Here is a 26,691-nt window from a genome sequence, read left to right on the forward strand (position 1 = left end):
CCTTCTTCTCAATTAGCCCCCATAAAAGCCACGAAACGCGCATTCAGGCAAGTTTGAGGGAACCAACAATCCGAAGCTTCCCACCTTCAAGATAGTGGAGCACAACGGTATCACCGGGGAGGTAAACGAGTGGTTTCTCCAGGCTGATCGTCAGAGTAGGATGGCGGAAATCTCCTGCATCCTGAACTGCAGTCACCTTTCCGGAGATGAACTGCATCCAGTGGCCAGAATAAAGAACCATCCCTTCATGAATCGGGGAGGGCCAGTATTTTACAAGTGAAGCCCCGGCATGTATCTCATCAGTGACCAGAACTGCCGGATTTGTTGTGAGTACAAAGCCGCGATCCAGATCATCAGCCTCGATATTCTTCAGGGCAAGGCCAACCCGATCGTCCTTCACCGCATACGCCGAGTCGTCATCATGCTTCTGGATTGACCGGAGTATCGCCTGTTTCTCACCGGGAAGAACCTTCAGCTGATCGTGTTTTCTGAGGCAGCCATCAACGACACCCCCAAGCACAACCGTTCCGATACCTTTGACATTAAAATGATGATCAATTGCCATTGTGCCATACAGCTTCGATCCTGCCGGAGGTTCACCAGACTCAATGAGTGCGGCATCTTGTAAGAGAAGCTCCTTTAACTCAATCCAGTTCGGTTCACAGAACCTGTACCCTTCAAGAACAGTTCCTCTGAAGAGTGGTTCAACCTGATCCTGCCCGAGGTAGTTTCTGAGTATGATATACCCTTCAGAAACGCCTGCGGAGTCGAGCATCAGGATACATTCCCCAAGTTGCGGGGTGATCTCATCGACAACAAGGATGGCCGCCTGCGCCATCGAGACCGAGAAGAAGAGTGATGAAAGCCGTTCGGGATACCTGGATGGCTCAACGAGCGTGACTGTATCCAGCTCACGTTTCAGGTTATAAAAAGTGATATCCGATGAGGTGCCCTTCTTTCCAAGTTCACGCAGAAGATCAGGTGGTGCGATCGCTGCAACTGTCAGGTTTCCCATGGGATCTTGGTTTGCCGGATAGAGTGAAAAATACACCCCCTCAACGATCGAACCCAGAGCCTATATCAGCCATCATCAATAAACCCATACTTCAGATGCGGCCATATATCATCATCAACGCTGCCATGAGTGCCGATGGAAAACTCTCGACGCGGGAGCGGCGCCAGGTACGGATATCAGGATCCGACGATTTTTCCCGTGTCGACCAGATGCGTGCTGCCTGTGATGCCATCCTTGTCGGTATCGGAACTTTGCATGCGGATGACCCGTCACTGACAGTCAAATCGCCGGTTCTCCGTGAAGAGAGGAGAAAAAGGAATGCTGATGAGAACCCGGTGAGGATCGTCCTTGACTCTGGTGCTCAGACACCGACAACAGCTGATATTCTGAGGAAGGGTGAAGGGAAACGGATCATCGCTGTTGCAAAGAAAGCCGATCCAGAACGGTTGGAGGCACTTGCAGAGTATGCTGAAGTCATCATATGCGGAGAGGACACTGTCAACCTCCACTCTCTTATGCAGGAGTTGAAGAAGAGGGGGGTCGCTACCCTGATGGTTGAAGGTGGAGGTACCGTGATCTGGTCATTTTTAAGCCAGGGTCTCTTTGATGAGCTGAATGTCTATCTCGGATCGTTGATCATCGGAGGAAAGACTGCCCCGACACTTGCAGATGGAGAAGGATTTATTGATGAAAAGGTCTTTCCACGGCTCACACTGGATGCCGCAGAGCCTATGGACGATGGAGTCCTTATCAGGTGGAAAAGAAGAGAGTGAGGTTATTTTGCATATGCATCTTCTCTCTGATAGACCTCGTCGCTGATCACAACCACCTCACCGGTATTGTAGATTGCCGTGATCTTCACGCGATCAGGAGTGCCCCTGGTTCCCTCAAATGTAACAGACTTCCCCAGGGAAAGGGGCCGTTCGATATATTTCTCCTCAACCCTTCCATCTCCAGAGTACAGGATCGCCTGAATTTGTATAATAAAGGTCATTCCCCTTCCTCCATCAAACTGAACAGTTATCACATTACTCAATGGATCCTTTCTCGCTGTGGCCGAGACTTCTTTTCCTGCAGGCATCGTTCCAACCGGACCCGGGGTGAGAGACCAGTCGGTTGGTGTTTCTGCAGGAGTCTGTGTTGCTTCAGGAGTTGCAACCGGCACAACCGCCTCAGGTGTCTCTGTGCACCCTGCAACAGAGAGTGCAGCAGCCAGAAGGAGTGCCATCAGAAGGTAATGAATATACTTCATATGCCAGAATAGGAGAAACTCCTATATGATGCTTTCGGAGATCTGAAAAGAGAGGCAACTATTCATAACCATGCAGGCGCATTTACAACAGGGAGCATAGTAAGCCCGATAGGAAATCCCCAGAACCTGCTCATCCCAATGCTCCTTGAGGCGGGTGCAGCAGATACTGAGTTTCTTGCACTTGCAGCGGGAAGCACGATTGCCGGAAACCTGACGATACTGGGTGCTACAAGCAACATCATCATCATTCAGAATGCAGAACAACGGGGTGTAACCATCACCTTCATCGAATTCCTGAGATTCGGCATTCTGATGGCGATACCCCAGACCCCGATCTTTCTTGTCTGGTTCCTTATTATCACCAGAATTAACAATATCTTTTTTCCCTGCTGCGAACATCCATTATTCTGCAAGGTGAAGGTACAATGCGACTCAAATGGGAGACAAAACTCGGCATAGCACTCATCTGTTCGACAGTGCTCATCTACGGGCTGAAGATTTTGATCATCGGAGATGAGGGGGGGAGCAACACCCTCACCTATATCTTCAATGCGCTCGGCTTTCTGCCGTTGAATGTCCTCTTCGTGACACTCATCATCAACCAGCTGCTGGCAGTCCGTTCAAAACGGGAGAGGCTTCAGAAGATGAATATGGTCATTGGTATCTTCTTCTCCGAGGTCGGAGCAAACCTTTTAAAGCACTTCTCCGATGCAGACCCCAACCTCGATAAAATCCGGGGAGATCTTCTCATAAGAGATTCCTGGACAGATTCAGAGTTCGATCAGATCAGGGAAGAACTCCAGGGAACGGAACAGACGATCATGATTCAGCGGATAGATCTTCAGGATCTCCGGAACTTTCTCATTCAGCATCGTGACTTTCTGCTCCGCCTGCTGGAAAACCCTGTCCTGCTGGAGCATGCCACCTTCACGGAGGCACTCCGTGCCGTCTTCCATCTCTCAGAAGAACTTGAGAGCAGAGATAATATTGCCAGCCTCCCCGAGCAGGATATTGCACACCTCACCATCGATATCAGGCGTGCCTATGATATGCTCACCCCTGAGTGGGTTGAGTATATGCGATACCTGAAGAGCCATTACCCGTATCTCTTCTCTCTGGCGATGCGGAAGAACCCATTCGATGAGAATGCAACCCCTGTGATCGCCAGCTGATCAGGGGGAATACTCCTCCTGAATCCATGAGGCATTAAAATCGATTCAGGGTACGGCTCTTCCCGATATTCTCATCAAGCTTGAGAATATAGCCGATGATCTCATTCCGGTTATTCTTCCTCACCATCACCTTCAGGTGGACTGCCTTTCTCTTTCCTTTCCGTGTCGTGATGATGATATCATGGCCGGTTCCAATCACCACACTCTCCCGGACTGCCTCCCAGAGAGAGGGGTATTTTTTCTGAGATTTTGAAGCCATCTCAAAGTTGTTGATGACCTTGTCGATATTATGATAGAACCCCTGCTTATGAGTAATTGCAGTGATATGTTCTGCATAGGGGTTCATGAAAAGGACACGTCCACCGGTATCAAGGAACATCACCCCGGCATCAATATGGAGCAGTTCCTTGAATTGTCTGGCATCTGTTCCTGAAGGGCGTGTAGAGAGATAATTATTGATGGCAATCTCAATGACGCTGAAGAGATCGCGTTCGTTGAAAGGTTTTGTTATATAGCCAAATGGCTGGGCCTGCTTGGCCTGGTTTATTACCTCACTCCCATAATGGGCAGTGCAGAAGACGACAGGTATTGAGAAGAACTGGTAGATGATCGTTGCAGCAGCAATCCCGTTTGCTCTCCCATCAAGACCGATATCCATCAGGACGAGATCGGGGGTGCCCTGGATCGCCTGCATTATAGCCTCATCTGCTGAAGTGGCAATACCCGATACGCCATACCCAAGTTTCCTGAGCATGACAGCGAGCATCTCGACGATCATCGGATCGTCTTCAACGATTAGAATCTGTTTTGTTGCCATTCCCGATCAGACCACCATATTACTCTTGATTTGCACCTGGTTACAGTATTGAATCCACGAAGAAACCGGCAGAAGATCGATGCAACCATCATAGAAATAGAATAGTATATGAATTGGTCTGTAATATGTGTTTTCAAAAATGACCAGAGAAAGAAAACAGGAATACTCACCTTTCCGTGAGACCATTCAAATTCAACATGAAAGATTTTATAAACATTTTTTTATTTATTACCCTATTTCATTTAACAATACCATTAATATACTGTGAGATCATAATCCCGCATATCGGGCATCTTCCCGATGAAAAGAGGTGTTTGCAATGTCAGAACTGTATAAAAAAATAATTGCAGAAGCGATGGCTGCCCAGCGGGCAGATGTTGATACGATTAAAAAGAAGCGTGGGACGGCGTTCTCACTCACAGATGCAGAACCCTATGTTGCCGCTGTCAAGAAGATGAAGGCTACAACCGGCCAGAGTGCTGCGGTGATCGACCTGCACAAGACATCAGTTACTGCACACTTTAACGCACTAAAAGATCTGACAAAAACCATACGGCCGGAAGACGATCCTTTTGTCGAACATTACCAGACTCCGGTCGTCCTTGAGATCCTCAGTGATGAAGACCCGAAGTTCAAAAAGAGCCTTGATGCTTTCGTCACCCAGATTGGAAAATCCGAGGCGTTGATCGGACGTGAGTCTGCCCGAAGATATGCAGGATTCTATGGGCCAACCTGTGTCGTGGATTTTGCCATGATCCCGGGGAGCACAAGCAACATCGTCAACCAGATACTGAAGAAGACAAAAATTCCAAAAGATCACCAACAGACAATACTTGCCTCAAAATCATGGGGCATGAACACATCCTATGGTATCGGAGAAGTCTTTACAACACGTGTTGAAGCAGGTGACTCTCTTGCGGATGCATCAAAGAAGGAGGTCCAGCAGGTCCAGAAGATCTATAAGACCCCGGTTGCTGCCCAGGCCGAACTGATGGACGAGGCAGGACACACCTCATTTGATGTCAGGAAGTACATGAGCGAGTATCGCCGCCTCATCACACCGGCTGTGAAGAAAGCAGTAGATGATGGCGTGCATTATGGAAATATCGTCACCATCCCGGCTTATTGTGTCGGCGATATCGCCCATCACATCGCCCAGTCCACCTTCAATATGTGCAAGGACGATGTGATCATGGCAACCATCGATGCGGTGACAGAAGTAATGGAAAAAACCCTGGCTGCTGCTGTGCCGAATATGAAAAGCGAATATGATATCCTCTCTGTTGCAACCGGTGCATCTGCATGTGCAACCGAATACATTCTTGAGCTTGACGGTTTTAATGCCCCGATGATTGTGGATCTCCTCACCAAGAGGTTCCATAACCTCGTCCAGCTGAACCCGACGCGAGGTGCAGCGGCTGAGCTACATAACTGTGACTTTATGGATATGATCTACCGTGGCTGGAAGATCCTTGACCGGGCACGGAGGGCAAAAGCAGGATCCGCAGGGAAGCTCAAGCCGAAGGTCGCCGGATGCGAGATCGATCTCTCTCCAGTCGATGAGAACGAGATTTTGATGAACCCGCAGTGGTATGCATACCCTGCCTGTGCGATCACAGTCAGGGCATCTGCCCTTATGCGGCTCTCTGATTATCCGTGCCTCTTAACGAGCGAGCCGGTAACTGCAACGATGATGACAAACATCATCGCACTTCACAAGGAGACGCCTGCTGCCCCGGTCAGGGCATGCAAAGACTGTGCAGCCGCATGCCTTGTTGACTTCAGGCACCAGTACTGTGAGTACAAGAACGCAGTATAAGGCGGGTGTCTGGTATGAAATGTTATATCTGCGCAGAACAGGGGAAAGATAGCGATGCAGTCGCAATCTGCATCGTCTGCGGCATGGGAGTCTGCATGGAGCATGCAATGAGGGAGGAGACAGAGAACTGGGAGGGGGGCTACCCCTTCCCGGCAAAAAAGCTTAAGAAGAATATTCCACGAATCCTCTGCCCTCCCTGCTATGAGGCTTTCCATACATAACTGGGGGTTTTACTTGTGACATCACTTACCAAACGATGTGTGGCGGAGCTTATTGGAACCTTCCTCCTCGTCTTTTTCGGAGCAGGGGCAGCGACTGTCACCCTGATGCTCTCTGCCGGAGAAGAACCGCTCACCGAATTCAATATCGGGATCGGTTACTTCGGTGGTCTTGCAGACTGGCTTGCCATCGGCCTTGCCTTTGGTATTGCCATTGCCGGTGCGATTTATGCACTCGGCAGGATCTCGGGAGCCCATATCAATCCGGCAGTAACAATCGCCCTCTGGGCAACAAAGAGGTTCCCGACATCTGATGTTGCTCCCTACATCATCGCCCAGCTGATCGGAGCGGCACTCGCAAGCATCCTCTTCTTCGGGTGCACCGGTCCGGATGCAGTTCTCATCGGGGGCCTTGGGGCAACCACACCATTCCATGGGATCTCCTACACCGAAGCAATCCTTGCCGAGGCGATCGGGACATTCATCCTGATGCTCGTCATCATGGGGGTGGCAGTCGATAAGCGGGCCCCGGAAGGGTTTGCCGGGCTGATCATCGGCCTCACTGTCGCCGGTGTCATCACAACAACCGGCAATATCGCCGGTTCATCATTGAACCCGGCACGTACCTTCGGCCCATACCTCGGAAACACCCTCCTTGGAGGGCAGAACTTCTGGGAATTCTTCCCAATCTATATTATCGGGCCAATCGCAGGGGCACTCATCGCAGTTTTCCTCTATGACTGGCTCAACTCTGAATAATCTTTTTTATCTGCCGGGTCAACCTGAAGAGCATCATGGCACGAGTTGTACTCATCAACGCAAGCCCCCGGGAAGGGGGAAACACCGAACTCGCACTTGAAGAATGCAAAAAAGCACTGGGTGCAGAAGGGGTTGAGACAGAGGATATCAGCCTCAGGGGAAAACAGATCGCATCCTGTATCGCCTGTTATTCCTGCAAGAAGACCGGAAGATGCGCAATTGATGACGGCGTCAACGAGATGATCGAAACCATCAGATCAGCAGACGGCTTAATCGTGGGAACCCCGGTCTACTTCGGAACCGCCCGCGGTGAGCTGATGTCGGCACTCCAGAGGATCGGGATGGTATCCCGTGGAAACGACCAGTTCCTCTCACGGATGGTCGGAGGGCCGATTGCTGTTGCACGGAGAGGCGGCCATACCGCAACCATCCAGGAACTCCTGATGTTCTACCTGATCAATGATATGATCGTCTGTGGATCCACCTACTGGAACATGGCCTTTGGAAAAGAGAAGGGCGAGGTGCAGGATGATACAGAAGGGATGGACACCATCCGCAGATTCGGGGAGAATGTCGGATTCTGTATTAATCAGCTGAAAAAATAAGAGGAGATCAGACCGCGTGGAAACAGGTGCACTTCACCACATCCACCCGGGCTGCCTTACAATACTCAAGATCCCCTACTTCTTTGACGATTGATGTCCCGCAGTACCTCAGCTGGACACGTGCCGAGGTCCGCTCACGCTCCTCGAAGAAATTGGCATGTGAATATTCGATCAGCCGTTTCATCGAGATAGAGACCATCTGCACCTCAAGGATGATGCCGGAATCCCCGGGTGAAAGATCTTCAGGTGCAACGGATGTCAGGAAGATTGGATCCCCCGGCTGCACTTCTGAAAGGGTGATAATATTATGGGCGCTCTGAAGTTCGATGGTGCGTGGTCTGCCAAGTTTGAGATCTGCTATCACCTGTGGAGATATGCCGGTTAATGCTGCTACCATCATAGTGATCACCCGTACATCGGAAGGTTTTCCTTCTTCTGTTGCGGCACCTCCGATCCCTGTACTTCCTCAGCGAGCCGCTGCATCGTCATCTCGATCTCCTCTGCCTGTTCCAGGAGTGGTGTAGTATCCAGGTTTAAGGAGTAGAGGTCATTCAATACATTGATCGTAGAGACAGCCGCCCGCGGATCAGGATTATTCACTGTCTCTCCGAGAAGGCCGATGCAGGGGATCTTCCGCAGTTTGCATTCGGTCAGAAGGCTAGATGCGATACCTGAGATACTACCCATCGGGAGGATGATCGTATGATCCGAAATCTTCGAGACAGCTTCCTCATCGCTTGCCACACCAAATACCCTCTTTTCGGTCTCATTGGTCACGATACCTGCAATAGTGACGATCTCCTTCACATCATAGTCTTCCAGCCAGTCGAGAATACCATTTGCCACTTCATAACAGATTGCAGGGTGAATGGGAATATCCGCAACAAGTGCAGCAAATCCTTCTTTCTCATAAATCCTGACCGCTGCATGAACAACCCCCTTCTGCATCATCGACATCGGTGGGAAGAACCGGCTGGTTATATCACCGATATGGGTAAATTCCATCTGATCCACCAGGTACTGCAGGGCGATACTTCCGACAAGCCCGGAACCTGGGAACCCCATCAACACAACCGCTCCCTTCTCCTTGAGATCGCTTGAGATGATCTTCAGGTCACTCGTTTCATTGGACATTAAAATTACATAGACGCCCCACCTACATTAATACTATGCAGGAATATCCAGTCAAAAGAGGGCAGACAAAAGATCTTGAAGAACGGATGGCAAAGGGACTCATGGAGATCTTCGGTGTTGAACCAGAAGAAAAAGACGGGCATTATATCATCTCTTATAAGGCGATCAAGCGGCTGGAGGTCTGGCCGGGTGAGAAGAACAAGACGGCGTTTGTCGATACCGAGTCAGATATCACAGCAGGTGATGAGGATATCCTCGATTCGAATAAGAAATTCCGGCATTACCTCGATCTCCTCACCGGATTTTCGACAAAAGAACGGGTGAAGCGGGCAAAACCAAAAGAAGAGTAGTTTTTTTTTACTCTATCACTATTGCGGGCTTAAAGGGGAGTGCCATTCCTGCCTTTGGATGGCCGCTTCCGTCGGCATGGAGGATTTCCACCTTCACCGAGAACTCTTTTTCGATGAAAGACACCGCTTGTGAAAAGATTGCATGCTCATCAGGTGCATGTGTTGAGATCTGATCGACGAGGGCCGGGGGGAGGCTGTGAATCAGCTTAATCACCTGTGGAACAGCATTTGCCGCCTCTTTTCCACGCTTTCTCATTGATTCGTCCTTCATCAGCTCTTTTGTTACCGATCTCCGATCTTCTGCTGCTGCAACCCGCCTGAAGACCTCGTTCTTCCATTCAGGAGTGATCAGAAGAGTAATTTTTTCTGCTGTAACCGGAAGAATTTTCATAATTGACTCGATATCTTCGACCGTTCGTACAATTAACTCTTCTGCAAGCTCTATTTCAGGGTTGATCCGGCTCTGATCGGGAACCGGCCACTCTGCAAAGGAGACAAGCCCCTCATGCCCCATCTCACGCCAGAGCGATTCACACGTGAAGGGGATCACCGGTGCAAGCAGTCGGACCCAGGCATCTGCGACATCACGGAGCACGGTGCCACCGGTTGATCCGGCAGGCAGACGGCGGCGGTACCATTTCAGATCCGACTCGATCCCAAAGTATGCCTCCTGAAGCGCCTGCCGGGTCTGGAAGAGTTCGAGTGCCTCGGTCATTTTTTGGATTCGGCGCTGGAGACGGGAGGAGAGCCATGCATCGACATCATGAGTGCCATTTGCATCCCCTGACTCTGCAACATAGGCGATGAACCGGTCAATCTGTTTTCGTATGGATGATACGAGCTCATTTCTCCAGTCAAAATCCTGCCAGGGCTCGGCTGAACCGACCAGAAACATTCGAACCGTGTCAGCGCCAAACTCCTCTGCGGCATCTTCCAGGAGGAAGACATTTCCTTTGGATGATGACATCTTTGCTCCATCCAGAAGCCCCATCCCAAAGACGACCATTCCCTGTGGCTGGAGATCATCGGGGAAGATGGCACGATGATGGAAGAGCTGGAAGGTGAGATGGTTTGAGATGAGATCTTTTGCCGAGAAACGGTAGTTGTAGGGGTACCAGTAGAGGAACTCGGATCTCAGTTCATCAAGGATCGTTCTGTCAACACCTTTGGGCTCTCCTCTCCCAAGGAAGATGTAATCGAAGACCTCCGGGGTGAGTGATTCGGCAGGAATCCCACTGATCCGGTGGGCGATCGTATAGTATGCCATGTAGACGGTTGAATCCGAGAGTGGTTCAAAGAGCCATTTCGGATCCCAGGGAACCCGTGTGCCAAGCCCGACACGGCGGGTGCATGCCCAGTCCTTCAGCCAGTCAACAGTACGGTCAAACTCGGCCCGCACCTCGGGTGGAACAAGTGTGATCTTTTCGATCTGGTCATGCACCTGCTGTTTCCACACCGGATCGCTATAGGCAAGGAACCACTGATCATCAAGGATCCTGACAAAGGCACGGCTTCCGCACCGGCAGACAACCGGTTGCTGATCGAAATCATAAAACCAGATCGAGCCATAATCCGCCTCCATGATAGCGCCAACATCCTCACGTGCAACACGAACAGGTTTTCCTTCATGCTCCCCGCATCGTGCAAGGAGTTTTCCACGTGAGAACTCGGCAGAATAGACCTCCTGGGTCACCTCGTCCATCTTCGGATCGAACTGATCGACGATCCCGTGCCGGATCACCGCCTCTTTCGCCGGGATCGCACCATATCCATCAACCTGTATCAGTGATACCGGTACGATATCCGTGTACTCTCCCTTCTTCTGGAGATCGGAGAGGGCGATATAGTCAAAGGGTGCATGTGCCGGAACACTCATCACGATGCCGGATCCCATATCCGGATCCACAAATCCCGCCGGAAGGATACGGACACGTCCACAGAGGGGGTGGGAAACAAATGAGCCGATGAGATCAGCGCCATTCACCTCGCCGACGATTGAAACCTGATGTTTCTGGAGTGCAAGCTTATCTGCTGCCTCACGCGAGAGGAGCCAGACCGTGCCATCGACATCTGCCTTTACATAATCGATATCCGGGTTGATCCAGAGATTGGTTACCCCGTAGATCGTCTCAGGCCTGAGTGTTGCACAGGGGATCAGAAAGCCATCCGATTTAAAATTGACGAAGATGAATTTGACAATCTCCGCCTTATCGCCTTCGAGGAGATCGTGATCGCCGACCGGGTTATCGCACTGCGGACAATATTTAACGGGATGTTCCCCCCTGACAACCCTGCCCTGTCTATTGAGGTGATGGTACTGCCATTCGATGAATTTTGAGTACTGGGGAAGGATTGTGGTAAACCTCCGGCGCCAGTCGATCGAGAGGCCGAGTCTCCGCATCACCCGCTCGTACTCATTTGAAAAATGATCGACGATCGCAAGGGGATCGGAGAACCTGTCGAGGACATCCTGAGGCACTTTATAGAGATCCCGATACAATGAAAGAGTCTTTTCATCACCCCGTGCAATCCGATTTGAGATCCCGATAACAGGCGATCCCGTTACATGAAATGCCATTGGATAGAGAACCTGCCGCCCTCTCATCCTCCAGAATCTGGCAATAACATCCGGCACAATATAGGTTCTGCCATGACCGACATGCATCGCTCCGCTCGGATACGGATACGCGACATTGATATAACATTTCTCTTTTGATGATGGATCGGAATGGAATGCATTCTTCCATTCTTCTTCAACATCCGCTTCAGAAAGCTTCAGTTCAGAATCACCCACAATAAATCACCCCTCATACATACAACTCTGTTACTCCACCGGACGAACCGTGATCTTCTCACCCTCGGCATCCCGCCTGAGTATCTCCTGGGCAATTGAGTTGTTTCTGGCAAGAATAATCTCCCCGCTCTCCTCAACAGTACCGGTAAAGAGGTATTCCTTACCGGAGAAGACATCAACGATCTTGCTTGCATGCTCGGGGCAGGCGAGGAACAGGAATTTCTTATCTGTTCTGATCGCCACCCCCCCTGTGGCCGGAGACGGGACGGTTGGCTCTTCGATGGTTTCTGCCGGGTGGGTTGAATCCAGCTCGGTTCGCGAGCGGATGTCAATGCCAACACCGACCTTATTCACAATAGAAGCGATATTCTTACCACCTTTTCCAATAGCAGCCGGAATATCACGATCTTCAATATAGACAGAAGCTTTACTGTCAGAGATCATCCTGACATCCACAGAACCCTCGGTGAACCTGCCGATCTCTCTCTGGATCTCCTTTTCAATCGCCTGCCACGGACTTGAGGAAGGAGTGTCAGGCTCGGATTCCACATGTGCAGGATTATCAGTTTTTCCCGCATTCCGAAATTGTGGTATCTGGAGAGATAAATCCTGGCTGTGCAATGGGTACACTATTGTCTCGCCGCCATACCGGAATATCTCGACCACCACAAGGCCGGTCTCACTATCTGCCACCCTGATAACCGGGGACGGAATGACATCCATTCCCTGTCCGGAGAGTGCTGAAGGGCGATCGATTGAGAGCGTGAGCGAATAGAACCGTTCAATCTCACCCTCAGAGACGAAGATGATCGAGGGGATCACCTGGGGGAGAATACAGACATCAATCCGTGAGAGGAGACGCTGGAGTGCATCCTGTACTTTGTGTGCATGAAGAACCCCGACCATGCCGATCCCGGAGAGATGGAGATCCGCATAGATTTGGAAATCTTCAGGCTTCCGTATCTCATCAAAGATAACAAAATCTGGCCTGACAAGACTGAGAAGCTCTGCAGTTTGGGCCATATTCCCGTCAAGCGTGGTGTACTGGGTGATGTGATCCGGCACCTGAAGATCGCGGGGAGTCTCCATCGTCTTCACAACATAGTTGCAATCTGCAAGGAAGATGGCGATGCTCTGGGCAAGTGTCGATTTACCTGATCCGGGCGGGCCGACGATGAGTGTTCCTGAACGCTCGCTGATGATCGACTGTTTGATCTCATCAGACTTGCTGTAATCCTCAAGTGAGACATCCGCAATCGGACGGATAACGGTAATCTCCATTCCGTCTGAGAACGGTCGGCGGGTGATTGCGATCCGAAGCGATCCGATCTGGACGACCGTCACTCCCTTCTTCTCGATCTCAATAAAACCATCCGGATGGCGCTTGGCGCGTTCAAGGATCTCCTGTGCAAGCTTCCGGAGCTCATACTCGGTCATCGGGGAGTCACGAATCTGCTCGATCCTCATCTCCTTCAGGCGGCCTTTCTTGGCATATGGAGCCACCCGTTCCTTGAGATAGATTGCCACGGTATTCTCATCAAAGAAATGATCGATACCAAGCGGCGTGAAGTTCTCCTGTTGTGCCTTCATGAAGATGACCGGGATTCCCTTTGCCCGTGCAACCTCGGCCTGGACGATATCGGAGGTCATAAAGGATGCATCATATTCGATTGCGGCATTCCGGATCATCGAATCGATCTCACCGCCGCTTGCCAGCTTCACCTGTTCAAGACGGGGCCGCTCACCAACAAATTTGAGCTCGATTAATCCTTCATCCCGCATGCGGCAGAGTTCCTGGATCTCTGTCAGTCCGGAGAACCCAATCTCCCGCCCATGGTTTGCCTGTGCCTCAAGTTCCGCAAAAACAGCTTCAGGAATGATTATTGTTGCGCCTTTGCATTCGCCGTTCTGTATCATTGAGGTAATGCGTCCATCAATGACAACGCTCGTATCAGGTACCAGTTTCATAAAAATTCTACCATTTTAAACTCTTGATTATGGTTATCGGAGTGAGAATATGCTGATCATTCCCATGAACGGCAATAATCAGCCATTTTTGTATTATATCGCCCCAATATGTGCCATTATTCATATACGTTCCGATATGGAAGATCCCGGATCACCGCTCTTATCGTATACGTCTGACCCGGGATCCACGTCAGACTCTGCTATTCTATTTTCTCTACATCATAACGTAAGAGATACTAGGATATAAATATCGTGCGCCTTCTGTCATAACTGAAAAGAAGCGGATACTAACCGCACAAGGGAGAGAAACCCGACATTACTTTTCTTCAATCACATCCATGCAGGTGATCACCCAGGAAAACTGACCGGCCTGAAAAACAAGGGGATTGCCGGATGCAGGTATTATTTGTATATCGTCTCCGGGTCAACCATACGATCGAAGAGAACGTCTCCATCAAGCGTCCTGAAGAAGCATGATCGATACCCGAGGTGGCAGGCAGCACCGGATTGTGAGACCAGGTAGAGAAGAGTGTCTGAATCACAATCTGTCCTGATCCCGAGGACATGCTGGAGATGGCCGCTCTTCTCGCCCTTCTTCCATATCTTCTTCCTGCTTCTGCTATAATAGTGGGCATAGCCGGTCTGTTGTGTGAGGGAGACAGCTTCTTCATCTGCCCAGGCAACCATCAGCACCTCACGTGTATCTGCATCCTGTACAACAACCGGAATGAGCCCGTTCTGATAGTGTAGTTCGATCATACCAATCAGACCCCCATAAGCGCTATCATCAGGGTAAAGAGTATATCACCGATGAGGCATGAAACGATCAGCCCGGCGGTTATCGGAATGAAGAACGGAACACCATAGGATATCCAGACAGAACCTGCTTTTGTATACAATTCAAGCTCTTTCTGGAACTCACCAGGCTGATCCCGTAGGTCACGCGTATACACACGGTCATCCCGTGCCATCCTGCTGATCGCCTCTGCAAATGGGATGAAACGGCGCTTTAAACCATCTGTTGTCTCTTCAAAATCCTCAATTACAAAGCCAAAGACCGAACGGATATTCTCAGATTGAACCGGGAAACCGATGAACATATACAGGAACGGAGCCCTGTTCCCTTTCACCATATTGTAGATGAAGAGAAAAACCGGAATAAAGAGGTTCAGGATAAGGGCATTTGCGAGGACACTGAAGGCAAAGATTGGAACTGGCGGATACCCAAGGAGCGGTTCAAATGGAAAGAGAGGTATCAGGAGGGCGATAAAAATAAGTCCCCAGGCATCTGCACCACCGAAGAGACCAAAATATGCAATCGCATACATTACTCCTGAGAAGACGAGCGTTGTCAGGGCAATGATCAAAAACCAGTGGATATCTCCAAGGAAGAGGAGATAATAGACGTACCCTGTGAACGGGAGTGAAAGAAGGAGCATAGGATACCATGTCCGAAACGGCACCCGGCGATCGCGGATATCCAGAAGGGATCCATAAAGAAATGTCAATGCCACCAGAAGAAAGGGGATGGCCAGGTACAATATCATAAATGAACTATTCTGGTTGATAGATTATATATGGCATGGCATAGATTCTCTGGTACTCTGGGTATGATCATGTGCGATTACATGAGAGATGGTCAAAAAAAGAAGAACGGAAAGTGCAGGAGAAAGACAGATGCCCGATACAGATGAGTTAGGAAAAAGAGCGGGGAAACTTGCAGATTGCATTTTGAATGCTGTAAAGTGGCATTTTTCAGGTACGATCTCCTGCATGGAAGTTGACGGGGTACGGGCACAGATCATCTTCGTCTCAGGAGAACCCGCAGGTGCAGAATATAGTGACGGCGCAGGAACGATCTATGGAGATATTGCGGTACTCAGGCTTCCGATAAAACCAATCTACACAACATCCCCTCTACCGGTAGCAGAAGCAGAAGATCTTGCCAGCCGTGCGCGTATCTATCACCCTGAACGGTTATTTGCACATTCATCAGTGAAGAGCAGAAAAGAAGGCAGATCACCGTCAGAAACCTCGGGAGTCGGCAGGCTTACGATCAGGGTGGAGTTTGGCAAGAAGACACCTGCGCCTCTCAGGATCGAGCTCTGGAGCGAAGGGCGCATATGCAGAACAGATACGCTCGATCAGAATGGAAAGGCATCGTTTCGTCTCCTGGAGGGGGAGTACGAATGCCGGTTGCGAGAGGGCATCAGGTTGATTGGCCAAAAGACCTTCAGATATCCGGGTGGCGATATGGAGATTACAATACCAGTTGATGGAGCTGCATGATGAAGAGGCGGATACGGGACCGGTTCTTCTCATTCATCAAACGGAAAAAGAAAACGGAAGTAGAGGCAGGGGCGGCAGAGAGAGAAAGCGATCAGGCTGTGCCCGGATGGTTATTGCCCGGAACTCTGGAGAGCGGAGAGGAAGAGACATGCACAAGACCGCGATGGGGCGGCATTCCGGACGAGGGCTCAGATCCCCTCAGAGAGATGGGGAAACAATGGGATCAGAGGACGAGAAGAGATCAGTATGGCGCAACTGAGCCATCTCATGCAACGGAACCTGAGGATGATACACGGCACAGGACCATACAGGAAGAGACAGATGGGGAAGAACAGATCAGAGAAGAGGAGATGGGCAGAGAAAGAAACACTATCTTCTCTTTCCTGAAGAAGAAGCCGAAACCGGAAGAGATGGGTGAACAGCAGGATACCGGGGATGATCTTGTGGACCTTGTTGAAGAACTGATCGCGGCAACTCATGAGGACGACATGAGCCCCCCTATAACTGAAGAGGGAACCTCCCCGATCCCCGAAGAGAAGACACCACCTCCATGGTCATTACCTGATGAGCATCCGGGAGAGAAGGGTGGCGCAGACTATAAGGAAGCCAGAGATATTCGTCATAAGCCACCTCATCCGATCCCGCTCCAGGAGGTGGTCATAGAGAAGAACCAGCTCCCCATCCAGGACGAGGGCGTGATGGAGAAGCCATCAGAGAAAGATGAGTCTGTTTTGGATGGGAAAGGATCAAAAAAACCCTCCATTCTCCAGAGACTTTCGCCTAAAAGACGTCTGCGCGAGGAGTATCATCCCGATACCCACGGCCCATTGCTCGATCTTCGATATACACCCCCACCCGGTGTCGAGGAGGTTGAGCTCTACCCGGTACACCCCCCGTATGCATATATCAGAATCCTCTACGATGTCCTCTCCCATGAATACACCTACCAGGTCATAGAACCCCTGCTGACAGAAGGCGAAGAAGCGTTATACAACGAGATTAAGAACCGGCTCTTTGAGACACTGGATATCAGCACCCGTGGCCTCTCCAGGGAGGAGACACGGAAACTGCTCCGGGAGGCCAGCCGCCGGATCATCGAAGACTTTGATCTCAGCCTCACTCCTGTCGAAGAGGAGAAGATCCATTACCGTATGGACTGCGAGTTCATCGGGGACGGACTGATCGATCCGATTATGCATGACCCGTTCATTGAGGATATCTCCTGTGACGGGCTGAAGTCGCCGATCTTCGTCTACCATACCAGATATGAGTCAATTAAGACGTCGCTCTGCTATACCAGTTCTGTTGAACTTGATTCATTTGTGACAAAACTTGCGCAGAGGGCAGGAAAATATATCTCGATTGCGGAACCGATTCTGGATGCAACAATGTCGGATGGATCCCGTATCCAGATGACCCTCGGCACAGAGGTGACTGCGCATGGATCAACCTTTACGATCAGAAAGTTCCGTGATGAGCCGATCACCCCGACAGACCTCATCGAATGGAAGACCTTCTCCCCACTCTCGATAGCATTTCTCTGGCTTGCCGTTGAGAGCGGTAAGTCATGTATCTTTGCTGGAGGAACAGCGTCCGGGAAGACAACCTCGCTGAATGCAATCTCCCTCTTCATGCCTCCGCTTGCAAAGATCATCACACTCGAAGATACCCGTGAGCTGAAGCTCCCTCACGCGAACTGGATCCCAAGTGTTACCCGCGACTCCTTTGATACCGGGGGGCGTGGCGAGATCGATCTCTACGAACTTCTGAGAGCCGCCCTCAGACAGCGTCCCGAATATCTTCTTGTCGGTGAGGTGCGTGGGAGAGAGGCACTGACACTCTTCCAGGCAATGAGTACCGGCCATATCACGTACTCCACAATCCATGCGGATTCCGTATCAAGTGTTGTACACAGGCTTGAGAATCCGCCAATGAATGTGCCAAGAAATATGCTCTCAGCACTTGATCTCGTCTCAATCCAGGTGCAGGCACGTGTTGGGGGGCAGAGGATCCGAAGAAACAAGCAGATTGTCGAGATCCTCGATATCGATCCACGGACAAACGAACTGATCACCAATGAAGTCTTCAGGTGGAAACCCTCAACAGATGAGATCTTCTATTCAGGGAAATCCTATATCCTTGAGGATATCATGGAGGAGCGCGGATGGGATGACGAGAGAATCCAGGAGGAGCTGAAACGGAGGCAAGAGGTTCTTGAATGGATGAGAATACGGAAAATAAGACATTATAAGGATGTTTCTGCCATTTTAATGGAGTACTTCAGAAACCCCGATGATGTGATCGCCCGCGTGAGAGGGGATCTCTATGAACAGGTATGAACTATTCTGCTTCAACCTCCTCGGAGAGAGGATGCAGAAGAAGAAAGAGAGTTACATCGAACTGCATGCAAGTCTCATCTCCGCCCGCCACAAAGTGCCATTTGAGGCCTATCTTGCTTCGGCAACCTTAACCTCGGCAATTGCCGGAGTTCTTGCCGCTGCAGTTGCCGGAGTCCTCAGCTATATATTTAGGATTCCGAACATGATCACCTACAGCGGATCGCTCCCCGTTGTTGTCTACGAATATGCGGATCTGCTCCTGATCGCCGGGACCATTGCAATCACGCTCCTTACCCTGATGGTTGTATCAGGATCGACATATCTACTCTTCCTGATATACCCCCCGATAATGGCAGGTGAGAGGAAGAGGAAGATAGATGCAAGCCTTCCGCACGCGATCAATTATATCACCGCAATGTCCACTGCCGGGATCACACCCGCCGAGATCTTCCGCCTTCTTGGAGAATCACCTGTCTATGGCGAGAGTGCCGCTGAAGCCCGATATATTGCCCGTGAAATCGATGTATTCGGGCGCGATCTGATCGATGCATTACGGGTCGTCTCGACAATTACACCAAGTGACCGGTTGAAAGAGTTCCTGCAGGGTGCAATGGGTGCAATATCAAGCGGAAGCAACCTGACAGAGTACTTCAAACTGAAGGCAAACCAGTATGCTATTGAGAACCGGCAGCAACAGAAGGCGTTCCTTGACACATTGGGGCTGATATCCGAATCCTATGTAACAGCCCTCGTTGCAGGAACACTCTTTCTCGTCATTCTTCAATCGGTGATGTCGATGCTCTCCGGCGGGGGAGACCCGATCTTCCTCTATGTGATCATCTACCTGATCATGCCGTTTGGAAGTGCCATGTTCCTTGTTATGATCGATTCCATGACTCCGGAGGTCTGAAATGAGGTGGAGAAGAAAGGCACAAAAAGCAGACATTGATGCCGACAGGATCATCCACGATAAAATCGAGAGGCGTAATAAAAAAGATAGAGGGTTTTCGGGTTTTATACAGCACCCGGTTCAATCATTGATCAAAAACCCCATCCATTCACTCTATCTGACAATTCCCCTCTCTCTCGTCATTGCCTTCATCTGGTTCTTTATTGTCTATCAGCAGTTCGGCCTGAATGTTGTTCTTGGAACGACCATCATTGATGACATCCTGATCGTCACAACGCTCCTGATCATCACCCCACTTGCCCTTCTCGATTTCTTTGATGATCGTCGGCAGAGAAGCCTTGAGTCAGCACTCCCGAACTTCTTCCGCGACCTTGCAGGGATGAATGAATCAGGGATGACACTTCCCGGTGCCGTTGCCCTTGTCGCCCGCGCAGAATATGGCGCCCTGACACCGCATATCCGTCGCCTGGATCAGGAGATGTCATGGAATGTTCCGTTTGTTCCGGCGATGCTAAGATTTGGTGAGAGAATACAGACACCACTTGCAACCAGAAGTGTGGATCTGATCGCAAAAGCGAGCAGGGCTGGAGGGGATATCTCAAATGTCCTCCGTGCAGCTGCAATCGACACCTACGAGTTTGTCACCCTGAAGACTGAGCGATTAAATAATATGTTTATTTATATTGTGATAATTATTATATCATTCTTCGTCTATATGTTCGTCATCGGCATTCTGACCAGCACATTCCTCGGCACAATGGCAGAAGCAGGGATGGCCGCAGAGGCATCCGGTGCCGGTGCAGGATTTATGTCATCGATTGATATCGACTTTTATAAGAGGCTCTTCTCGCACGCGGTCATCCTGCAGGGCTTCTTCTCAGGGCTTGTCGCAGGCCAGATGGGTGAGGGGAGGGTACTGGCAGGACTGAAATTTTCAGCCATGATGGTTTTGATCGGCTGGCTGGTCTTCCGGCTCGTCATCTAATGTGAATAGAAAAAAACAGGGAATAGAGAAGAAAAGGAAGGAGGAACGTTAATTTATATTGTCAATTTTATACCCCTTCTGAGAGAGCAGATCTTTCACGCGGTCACGGTGATTCCCCTGCAACTCGATGGTATTTCCTTTTACGGTTCCTCCACAAGCAAGTTTGCTCTTCAGGAACTTTGAGAGATCTTCAAGATCGATCTCATAGGGATCGAGTCCGTCTACAACGGTCACTTCTTTCCCATACCGTCTCCGGTTGATCTTGACAAGAATTCTCTGTTGTTCCTTGGCGACCTCTTCGCAGATACACAGTTCTTTCGGAAGGCCACATTTTGGGCAGATGCCACTGTTCATTAACCAGTACTGGACGTTCATCTCTATTTATTGTATGCGCTCAGAAGAGGGAGAGTGTACAGGATCGAAGAAGATCATAATGTCTCTTTTTATCATCATGGAGAGAGAACAAATGAACCATGTCACTTCTGGTGCTTGGAACCGCCTCTCATGTCGGAAAAAGTGTCACCGTTGCCGGGATATGCCGTGCGCTCTTCAATCGTGGATATACAGTCGCACCTTTTAAAGCGCAGAATATGAGCCTCAACTCCTATGTCACAGCAGATGGCAGTGAAATAGGTATTGCCCAGGCGATGCAGGCGATCGCTGCATACCGCGAGCCGGTCGCTGAAATGAACCCGATCCTCTTAAAGCCAAAAGCTGACAGCATTTCACAGGTGATCGTCCTTGGAAAACCCTATCGTGACCTCCCGATACGTGACTATTACAAGGAGACGGATGCGCTTCTTGAGGTGGCAGTCGCTGCGTACAAGGATCTCATGGCAGAGACCGGATGTGTCATCTGCGAAGGGGCGGGCGGTGCGGCAGAGCTAAACCTCTATGATCGTGATATTGCCAATATACGGCTTGCGGAAAGGCTGGGGATACCAATCATCCTTGTCGCAGATATCGAGCGGGGAGGAGTCTTTGCCCAGTTGTATGGGACGATCAGCCTGCTTCCCCAACACATTCGTGCCCTCGTTGCCGGTGTGATCATTAACAAATTCAGGGGTGATCCTGAGATCTTTGCTTCAGGAATCGATCTTATCAAAGAGACCTGTTCGGTACCCGTTCTCGGTGTTGTTCCTTATACCGATCTCAACCTCCCAAGTGAGGATTCGCTCTCACTCTCCGATAAACGCGCATCATCATCTCCGATCCGGATAGGAATCATCCACCTGCCACGGATATCAAACTTCACCGATTTCGAAGCACTTGAACGATCCACGTCTGTCACCTATGTCCGGCCCGGTGATCCGCTCGATACCTATGACTGTATCATCATACCTGGGACAAAAAATACTGTTGAGGATCTGCTGCATCTCAGGAGAACCGGGACAGTCGGAGCGATAGAAAAAGCACGGGAATGTGGTGTGCCGGTGATTGGTATCTGCGGGGGATACCAGATGCTCGGGAGGAGAATCTATGATAAGGGCATTGAATCCGGTGATGAGGCAGTATATGATGGACTGAATATGCTGCCTGTTGAGACATCGTTCTCGGCATACCAGAAGACGACGATCCGGGTGACACGCCAGGCCCGGCCGGTTGGGCCGATCCTGGGTGCAATGGGGGAGGTGAGCGGATATGAGATCCATATGGGCGAGACGATCAGCACCGGGGGAAGAGAAGCATTCAACGGAGATGGATCGGTATCAGATGACGGGTTGGTCTTTGGAACCTATCTTCACGGCCTCTTCCAGAATGCCTCTGCTGTTTCTGCCCTGCTTCAGTACCTCTATGGGAAGAAGGGGCTGATTTATAGCGAAGAGGAGAGAACTGATCCCTATGACCATCTTGCCCGACATCTGGAGGAGCATCTCGATATGAATACGATTGTTGAACTGGCGGCCCCGGTTATTCCGGGGGAGAAGAGAAGCAATGAAGAGGCAGATTAAGGAGGTTGTCCTATGAGTATGCGGATCTCATTTACCCTTGATAACGATCTGGCACACCAGATCGAACAGTTTGCCACTGAAAAGAGGATCGAGAGGAATGAGGCAATTTTGAGGCTTATTGAGGCAGGTGTTGAGAAATATACCGAAGACAACTCATTTGTTCCGGTGCCGCGGGAGAGGAGCTTTGAGGAGGTGAAGGTGATCAAACGCACACTGGAGAGCCTGACAGATGCTGTTGTGGATCTCAAAAAGGAGATCCGGGTTGTACACCATATCCTCGATCTGAAATGGCAGAAAGATCAGCTGCCTCTTCCACAGGAAACCCGGAGATGGTGGGAGTTCTGGAAGGGGCTCTGATCTGAAATCAGCTGATGATCGACATGATACTCCGGTAGCCTTCACCTGCCATATCATCACACCAGACCCGTATAACCGCTTTCAGATCAACCTCATCTGTTGCACCGCTCCGTGAGCAGTATGCCCGTGCAGGCGAGGGCATCCGTATACCATTCACCTCGAAATATCGTGAGTGGGCACAGAAACGGCACCGATCAAGAGTAACCGACTTCTCCGGGAGGCAGGGAACGATCTCCCCCTTCACCTCCAGTATCCGCATCCCTTCTTCATTCATAGAAGATCACCTCATATCCTGATCTGGTCAAAGCCTTTCGGATCTCCTCCTTCCAATCCGAATCAGCTGCACCACCGTACCGCTCCTTCAGGCGTATCCATTCCTCCTGAAGGCCGGGGTCTTCGGTTTTCAGATCGCGCCTCCCCTTCATCTCGCCGCAGAGGACATCCTGACGCATCACTTTTCCAGTACAGCAGAGATAATCCCGGCAGAACCCCGGCCGTGACCGGTAGATCGTGCAGATGACCCTCTCTTCAGATTCTCTCCTGAGGAACGGGCAGGCATGAGGATGCTCATTCTGGTATGACGTATCAGAGAAGAGATCAGATCTGCCCGGATCAAGAACCGCCATGAAGGATTCTTTTGTAAGGGAGAGGGAGCACCCGTATGCGCCACCGATCTTCTGGTTAATCGTAATATAACGCCCAAAACCATTGCAACATCTGCCGCAGAGGGTGCAGGTGAACTCAGAACCCATACATTCTCTCTCATGCTGAAGAGTGATAAGGGTATCCGGGGAGCAGATCAATGTCATTTAATTGATACAGAGTTATATCTCCTTACCATGAAAGTCTGCATCATGTGCGGGGGTGAAGGGACACGCCTCCGTCCGCTGACGTTTGAGCGGCCAAAGCCCTGTATACCAATAGGAGGAATACCCTCCATCCAGCATCTTGTCGTGCACCTCGCCAATCTCGGATTCACCGATATCATAATCACGCTTGGATATCTTGGGGATCGGATTAAAGAGGTGCTGGGCGATGGTTCACTCTTCTCCGCCGAGATCACCTATGTCGAGGAGAAGACGAAGCTTGGAACGGCGGGATCAGTAAAAAATGCGCAGGAGTATCTGGATGGCATGCCATTTCTGGTCGTCGGAGGGGATCATGTCACCGATATCAATCTCCTCGAATTTTACCGGGAACATAAGAAGATGGATGCGATCGCATCAATCGGGCTGATTGGGATCGATGATCCCTGCGAGTATGGGATCGCTGAGATCGATGCAACCTTCACCATCCAGCGGTTCAAGGAGAAGCCGGGGCCCGGAGAAGTCTTCTCAAACCTCGCTAGTACCGGGATGTATGTCTGCAATCCCGAGATTTTTGAGTATATACCTGAGAAAACCAAATATGATTTTGCCCGTAATCTCTTCCCCGACCTGATGAACAGAGGATATCAATTGAAAGGATGGCTTGCCAGGGGAAACTGGACCGATGTCGGATCCCCCTCAATGCTCAGGCAGGCCGAGAGATGGAAGCTGAATGATGTCGGTATCACCACAATACAGGGCAACCTGAGTGTTGAGGATGCCCAGATAACAGGCCCCGTCAGGTTTGGAGATTCGATCACACTCGGACCGCGATCCCGCGTTATCGGGCCGGTCTCTATCGGAAAAGGGGTAACAATCGGGGAGGATGTGATCATCGGCCCCTACACATCCATAGGGGATCATTGCAGCATCAATAGCCGGGCAAAGATCTTCTCCTCATCGCTCTACTCAGGGGTCTCAATCGGATCAGGCTCCACCGTCAGCGGGAGCATCATCGATAATGATGTAAGTATTGGCGGAAACTGCTCGATCGAGCATGATACGGTGATCGGGCCACGGGCGAGCCTCGGAGATGACGTCGTCATTCATTCACGCACCCGGCTCTGGCCGGAGGTTGTCATACCTGATGGTGAGGTGGTGAAAGAGTACGTCCTGAATGATGCATTTGATACGACATGGGACGGATCATAAATCCGGTTTGATCCTTCCGGGCAAACAATACCAAATCCCCTTACCCTTTCCCCAACTTTTTGTAGCTTCCATTTTTCGGAATACAGAGAGGTGTTCTGCATAGAGAAAAGCATGCGAAGAAGTATTGGGAGTTTGGAAAAGAGAATGATGTGAATAGATTTTAGTCGTGTGGAACCAGACGGTGCGTGATCGCAACCAGGGGATGGCGTGCATAATCCATCACCTGGACATCATCAAGTGAATACAGTTTCATGCTCTCTGCAGTCCGTTCAAGTCCAAGTTCGATATCTTCATCGATTACGATAATATAGGCATCAAGCATTCTGATGCCGAGCTGTTTTGCTGCAATGGCCCGGTGGTGGCCATCGACCATGATCCATTTACCGCGTCTTTTCACGACGATGACAGGTTCTGCAAGTCCTTTTTTGATCTCATACATCCGTCCTTCGAGCTCGTCCTGAAAGATCTTTCCCTGTGTCGGCCGGAGCCGGTCAACCGGGACATTGCCGCGCTCAAGTGTCGGTTCGATCCCATAGAGTTTCTTCAACGTCGACATGAAGTTGTAGACTTTTCCGGGGGATACATGCTCGATCTGGGATCTGATCACATCGGCATTTGAGATGATCCCGACCAGTTCATTCTGTTCATTAACGACCGGCAGTTTCTGGATACCTGAGCGGAAGATGACACGGGCGGCATCGGTTATCGGCATATCTGGATCGGCAACGATCAGGTGGCGGGACATGATCTGTTCGATCCGAACAGACGGATGCACCCCAATGATATCGCGTGCCGAGATGTAGCCGACAACCTTGTTTCCACGAAGAACCGGAAATCCATCGTGCTGGGTTGATCGGATATGATCGATGACATCCTTTATCATGCCGTCTGCCTTCACGGTGACGACATCGTAAGTCATGTAGTCACGGACCTTTTTCTTGTCTATTGGCTCATTCTTCTGCACAAAACACCCACAAATCATCTTTTCATTGGATATTCTTCTAATCAGGCCGTTATCTGAATAATGAATGAAACAGATTCCAGATATATGTCTGATCAGAGAACTATATGAGATCACGCATTCCCCTCAATTGAGGGGGGGATATTCTCCCCCCTCTCTCTATTCAGGGGTTTTTTTGGTACTGAAGCGGTTCTTTTGTATGCTGCTCTCTTTTTGAGTTGCTCTTGAATGAGGGGGTATTCCTGTCGGCTCTTCAATCCACCCATGATGCAGACACTCTTTGGCTTGTAGTCTTCAGGATGCTTATTCTATCTGGATTGACCGAACCGAAGGCATCTCAGTCTTCTTCAGGTGCACCTCAAGGACGCCGTTTTTGAAGGAGGCCTGTGCACCATCCTCAGTGACATCGACCGGGAGGCGGACTATACGGCGCATTGATCCATACATTCTCTCCCTCATATAGTAGTTCTCACGCTCATCCTGTTTCTCGCTGCTCTGCCGGGTTGCGATCTCAAGCGTCCGTGGATCAATGAGCTGGACACTGACACCTTCCTTCTCAAAACCCGGAAGATCCGCAACAATCACCACTTCATCTTCATGGTCGCTGACATCGACCCGGAATTCACCCCGGATGGCAGGCATGAAGCGATCGGTCATCCCCCCGCCTGCTTCGGGCAGAAGGTTGCGGCTTCCCGAGAAGATATCCTGGAAACGTGCCTCCATCTCAGCCATAATCTCATCGATCTCATGTCCGATTGACCCAAAGGGGTATCTTCGTCTATTCCATACCATAGTTTCATCCCTCCTGTGCCACATCGAATGTGGCTAACCTTTAGTTAGTGCATAATAATATATATACTTTTTTACAACATTCAGCTAAGGTACACACTAATAACACACCTGCAATAACCATCCCATGGCCTATGAAGAAGGAATATGGTTTTTCTATATCTTTTCTTCCGCCAAATCCAATGAAA

At 50.3% G+C, this 26,691-nt stretch carries 29 protein-coding genes; 15 read left to right on the forward strand and 14 right to left on the reverse strand.

From position 1 onward, the window contains the following. Positions 1 to 43: 43 nt before the first annotated feature. Positions 44 to 1,015, reverse strand: coding sequence for an EF-Tu/IF-2/RF-3 family GTPase (locus ACZ44I_RS08400; RefSeq protein ID WP_464550859.1), 972 nt, complete (start codon positions 1,013 to 1,015; stop codon positions 44 to 46). 95 nt (positions 1,016 to 1,110) lie between these two features. Here ACZ44I_RS08400 and ACZ44I_RS08405 point away from each other — a divergent pair, with 95 nt between their 5' ends. Further along, complete coding sequence (locus ACZ44I_RS08405; RefSeq protein WP_464550857.1) at positions 1,111 to 1,788, forward strand: 2,5-diamino-6-(ribosylamino)-4(3H)-pyrimidinone 5'-phosphate reductase; 678 nt, start codon at positions 1,111 to 1,113, stop codon at positions 1,786 to 1,788. Positions 1,789 to 1,790: 2 nt separating this feature from the next. On the opposite strand, the gene ACZ44I_RS08410 is transcribed toward ACZ44I_RS08405, so the two are convergent. Then, positions 1,791 to 2,267 carry a hypothetical protein gene (locus ACZ44I_RS08410; protein ID WP_464550855.1) on the reverse strand — a complete coding sequence of 159 codons (477 nt, stop codon included), beginning with the start codon at positions 2,265 to 2,267 and terminating at the stop codon, positions 1,791 to 1,793. A gap of 138 nt (positions 2,268 to 2,405) precedes the next feature. On the opposite strand from ACZ44I_RS08410, the gene ACZ44I_RS08415 reads away from it, so the two are divergent. Then, positions 2,406 to 2,726, forward strand: coding sequence for a hypothetical protein (locus ACZ44I_RS08415; RefSeq protein WP_464550853.1), 321 nt, complete (start codon positions 2,406 to 2,408; stop codon positions 2,724 to 2,726). Further along, positions 2,693 to 3,439 carry a hypothetical protein gene (locus ACZ44I_RS08420; RefSeq protein WP_464550851.1) on the forward strand — a complete coding sequence of 249 codons (747 nt, stop codon included), beginning with the start codon at positions 2,693 to 2,695 and terminating at the stop codon, positions 3,437 to 3,439. The genes ACZ44I_RS08415 and ACZ44I_RS08420 overlap by 34 nt, the downstream gene beginning before the upstream one ends. Before the next feature lie 34 nt (positions 3,440 to 3,473). Here ACZ44I_RS08420 and ACZ44I_RS08425 read toward each other — a convergent pair whose 3' ends face one another. Continuing rightward, positions 3,474 to 4,256, reverse strand: coding sequence for a response regulator (locus tag ACZ44I_RS08425; protein WP_464550849.1), 783 nt, complete (start codon positions 4,254 to 4,256; stop codon positions 3,474 to 3,476). 319 nt (positions 4,257 to 4,575) lie between these two features. Between ACZ44I_RS08425 and ACZ44I_RS08430 the strand changes: the two genes are divergently transcribed. Genes ACZ44I_RS08430 through ACZ44I_RS08445 form a run of 4 tightly spaced genes read left to right on the forward strand, consistent with a single transcriptional unit; the run spans position 4,576 to position 7,657 of the window. After that, entirely contained in the window at positions 4,576 to 6,075 is a 1,500-nt protein-coding gene (locus ACZ44I_RS08430; RefSeq protein ID WP_464550847.1) for a DUF2193 family protein, read from the forward strand. Positions 6,076 to 6,089: 14 nt separating this feature from the next. Then, on the forward strand, positions 6,090 to 6,296 hold the full coding sequence (locus ACZ44I_RS08435; RefSeq protein WP_464550845.1) for a DUF2180 family protein: 207 nt from the start codon (positions 6,090 to 6,092) through the stop codon (positions 6,294 to 6,296). Between the two features lie 15 nt (positions 6,297 to 6,311). Next, a complete protein-coding gene (locus ACZ44I_RS08440; RefSeq protein WP_464550843.1) occupies positions 6,312 to 7,052 on the forward strand; it encodes an MIP/aquaporin family protein in 741 nt (246 codons plus the stop codon). Between the two features lie 35 nt (positions 7,053 to 7,087). Beyond that, entirely contained in the window at positions 7,088 to 7,657 is a 570-nt protein-coding gene (locus ACZ44I_RS08445) for a flavodoxin family protein (RefSeq protein ID WP_464550841.1), read from the forward strand. 7 nt (positions 7,658 to 7,664) lie between these two features. On the opposite strand, the gene ACZ44I_RS08450 is transcribed toward ACZ44I_RS08445, so the two are convergent. Beyond that, complete coding sequence (locus ACZ44I_RS08450; protein WP_464550839.1) at positions 7,665 to 8,057, reverse strand: DUF473 family protein; 393 nt, start codon at positions 8,055 to 8,057, stop codon at positions 7,665 to 7,667. A 5-nt stretch (positions 8,058 to 8,062) separates the two neighbouring features. Next, positions 8,063 to 8,791: a proteasome assembly chaperone family protein gene (locus ACZ44I_RS08455; RefSeq protein ID WP_464550837.1), complete on the reverse strand. Its 729-nt coding sequence runs from the start codon at positions 8,789 to 8,791 to the stop codon at positions 8,063 to 8,065. Between the two features lie 35 nt (positions 8,792 to 8,826). On the opposite strand from ACZ44I_RS08455, the gene ACZ44I_RS08460 reads away from it, so the two are divergent. Then, complete coding sequence (locus ACZ44I_RS08460) at positions 8,827 to 9,141, forward strand: DUF5611 family protein (protein ID WP_464550835.1); 315 nt, start codon at positions 8,827 to 8,829, stop codon at positions 9,139 to 9,141. 7 nt (positions 9,142 to 9,148) lie between these two features. Here the strand turns inward: ACZ44I_RS08460 and leuS are convergent, their stop codons facing one another. The 4 genes from leuS to ACZ44I_RS08480 form a co-directional block, all read right to left on the reverse strand. Then, complete coding sequence (leuS, locus tag ACZ44I_RS08465; protein WP_464550833.1) at positions 9,149 to 11,935, reverse strand: leucine--tRNA ligase; 2,787 nt, start codon at positions 11,933 to 11,935, stop codon at positions 9,149 to 9,151. A 30-nt stretch (positions 11,936 to 11,965) separates the two neighbouring features. Next, positions 11,966 to 13,903, reverse strand: coding sequence for an ATPase, T2SS/T4P/T4SS family (locus ACZ44I_RS08470; RefSeq protein ID WP_464550831.1), 1,938 nt, complete (start codon positions 13,901 to 13,903; stop codon positions 11,966 to 11,968). A 402-nt stretch (positions 13,904 to 14,305) separates the two neighbouring features. Continuing rightward, positions 14,306 to 14,659: a phosphoribosyl-AMP cyclohydrolase gene (hisI, locus tag ACZ44I_RS08475; RefSeq protein WP_464551632.1), complete on the reverse strand. Its 354-nt coding sequence runs from the start codon at positions 14,657 to 14,659 to the stop codon at positions 14,306 to 14,308. Between the two features lie 8 nt (positions 14,660 to 14,667). Beyond that, entirely contained in the window at positions 14,668 to 15,450 is a 783-nt protein-coding gene (locus ACZ44I_RS08480) for an A24 family peptidase C-terminal domain-containing protein (RefSeq protein WP_464550830.1), read from the reverse strand. 130 nt (positions 15,451 to 15,580) lie between these two features. Between ACZ44I_RS08480 and ACZ44I_RS08485 the strand changes: the two genes are divergently transcribed. Genes ACZ44I_RS08485 through ACZ44I_RS08500 form a run of 4 tightly spaced genes read left to right on the forward strand, consistent with a single transcriptional unit; the run spans position 15,581 to position 20,426 of the window. Next, entirely contained in the window at positions 15,581 to 16,192 is a 612-nt protein-coding gene (locus tag ACZ44I_RS08485) for a hypothetical protein (protein ID WP_464550828.1), read from the forward strand. Beyond that, entirely contained in the window at positions 16,189 to 18,531 is a 2,343-nt protein-coding gene (locus tag ACZ44I_RS08490) for a type II/IV secretion system ATPase subunit (protein WP_464550826.1), read from the forward strand. The genes ACZ44I_RS08485 and ACZ44I_RS08490 overlap by 4 nt, the downstream gene beginning before the upstream one ends. After that, a complete protein-coding gene (locus ACZ44I_RS08495) occupies positions 18,518 to 19,441 on the forward strand; it encodes a type II secretion system F family protein (protein ID WP_464550824.1) in 924 nt (307 codons plus the stop codon). Before ACZ44I_RS08490 ends, ACZ44I_RS08495 begins: the two co-directional genes overlap by 14 nt. 1 nt (position 19,442) lies before the next feature. Further along, positions 19,443 to 20,426: a type II secretion system F family protein gene (locus tag ACZ44I_RS08500; RefSeq protein WP_464550822.1), complete on the forward strand. Its 984-nt coding sequence runs from the start codon at positions 19,443 to 19,445 to the stop codon at positions 20,424 to 20,426. A 48-nt stretch (positions 20,427 to 20,474) separates the two neighbouring features. Here the strand turns inward: ACZ44I_RS08500 and yciH are convergent, their stop codons facing one another. Further along, positions 20,475 to 20,780, reverse strand: a complete 306-nt coding sequence (gene yciH / locus ACZ44I_RS08505; protein WP_292734391.1) for a stress response translation initiation inhibitor YciH — start codon at positions 20,778 to 20,780, stop codon at positions 20,475 to 20,477. 119 nt (positions 20,781 to 20,899) lie between these two features. Between yciH and ACZ44I_RS08510 the strand changes: the two genes are divergently transcribed. Continuing rightward, positions 20,900 to 22,378 carry a cobyric acid synthase gene (locus ACZ44I_RS08510; protein WP_464550820.1) on the forward strand — a complete coding sequence of 493 codons (1,479 nt, stop codon included), beginning with the start codon at positions 20,900 to 20,902 and terminating at the stop codon, positions 22,376 to 22,378. A gap of 12 nt (positions 22,379 to 22,390) precedes the next feature. Continuing rightward, positions 22,391 to 22,735, forward strand: coding sequence for a type II secretion system protein E (locus ACZ44I_RS08515; protein WP_464550818.1), 345 nt, complete (start codon positions 22,391 to 22,393; stop codon positions 22,733 to 22,735). Between the two features lie 7 nt (positions 22,736 to 22,742). Here the strand turns inward: ACZ44I_RS08515 and ACZ44I_RS08520 are convergent, their stop codons facing one another. Together ACZ44I_RS08520 and ACZ44I_RS08525 are read right to left on the reverse strand one after the other, a co-directional pair. Next, positions 22,743 to 23,009, reverse strand: a complete 267-nt coding sequence (locus ACZ44I_RS08520; RefSeq protein ID WP_464550816.1) for a hypothetical protein — start codon at positions 23,007 to 23,009, stop codon at positions 22,743 to 22,745. After that, entirely contained in the window at positions 23,002 to 23,487 is a 486-nt protein-coding gene (locus ACZ44I_RS08525; protein ID WP_464550814.1) for a YkgJ family cysteine cluster protein, read from the reverse strand. The genes ACZ44I_RS08520 and ACZ44I_RS08525 overlap by 8 nt, the downstream gene beginning before the upstream one ends. An 87-nt stretch (positions 23,488 to 23,574) precedes the next feature. On the opposite strand from ACZ44I_RS08525, the gene ACZ44I_RS08530 reads away from it, so the two are divergent. Next, entirely contained in the window at positions 23,575 to 24,753 is a 1,179-nt protein-coding gene (locus tag ACZ44I_RS08530; protein WP_464550812.1) for a sugar phosphate nucleotidyltransferase, read from the forward strand. Positions 24,754 to 24,913: 160 nt separating this feature from the next. Here the strand turns inward: ACZ44I_RS08530 and ACZ44I_RS08535 are convergent, their stop codons facing one another. After that, the gene (locus ACZ44I_RS08535) at positions 24,914 to 25,699 is read right to left on the reverse strand and encodes a CBS pair associated ParBc domain-containing protein (RefSeq protein ID WP_464551631.1); all 786 of its coding nucleotides are present in this window, start codon (positions 25,697 to 25,699) and stop codon (positions 24,914 to 24,916) included. 318 nt (positions 25,700 to 26,017) lie between these two features. Next, positions 26,018 to 26,506, reverse strand: a complete 489-nt coding sequence (locus ACZ44I_RS08540; RefSeq protein WP_464550811.1) for an Hsp20/alpha crystallin family protein — start codon at positions 26,504 to 26,506, stop codon at positions 26,018 to 26,020. Positions 26,507 to 26,691 lie beyond the last annotated feature (185 nt).

It is taken from the genome of Methanocalculus pumilus (genome assembly GCF_055382585.1).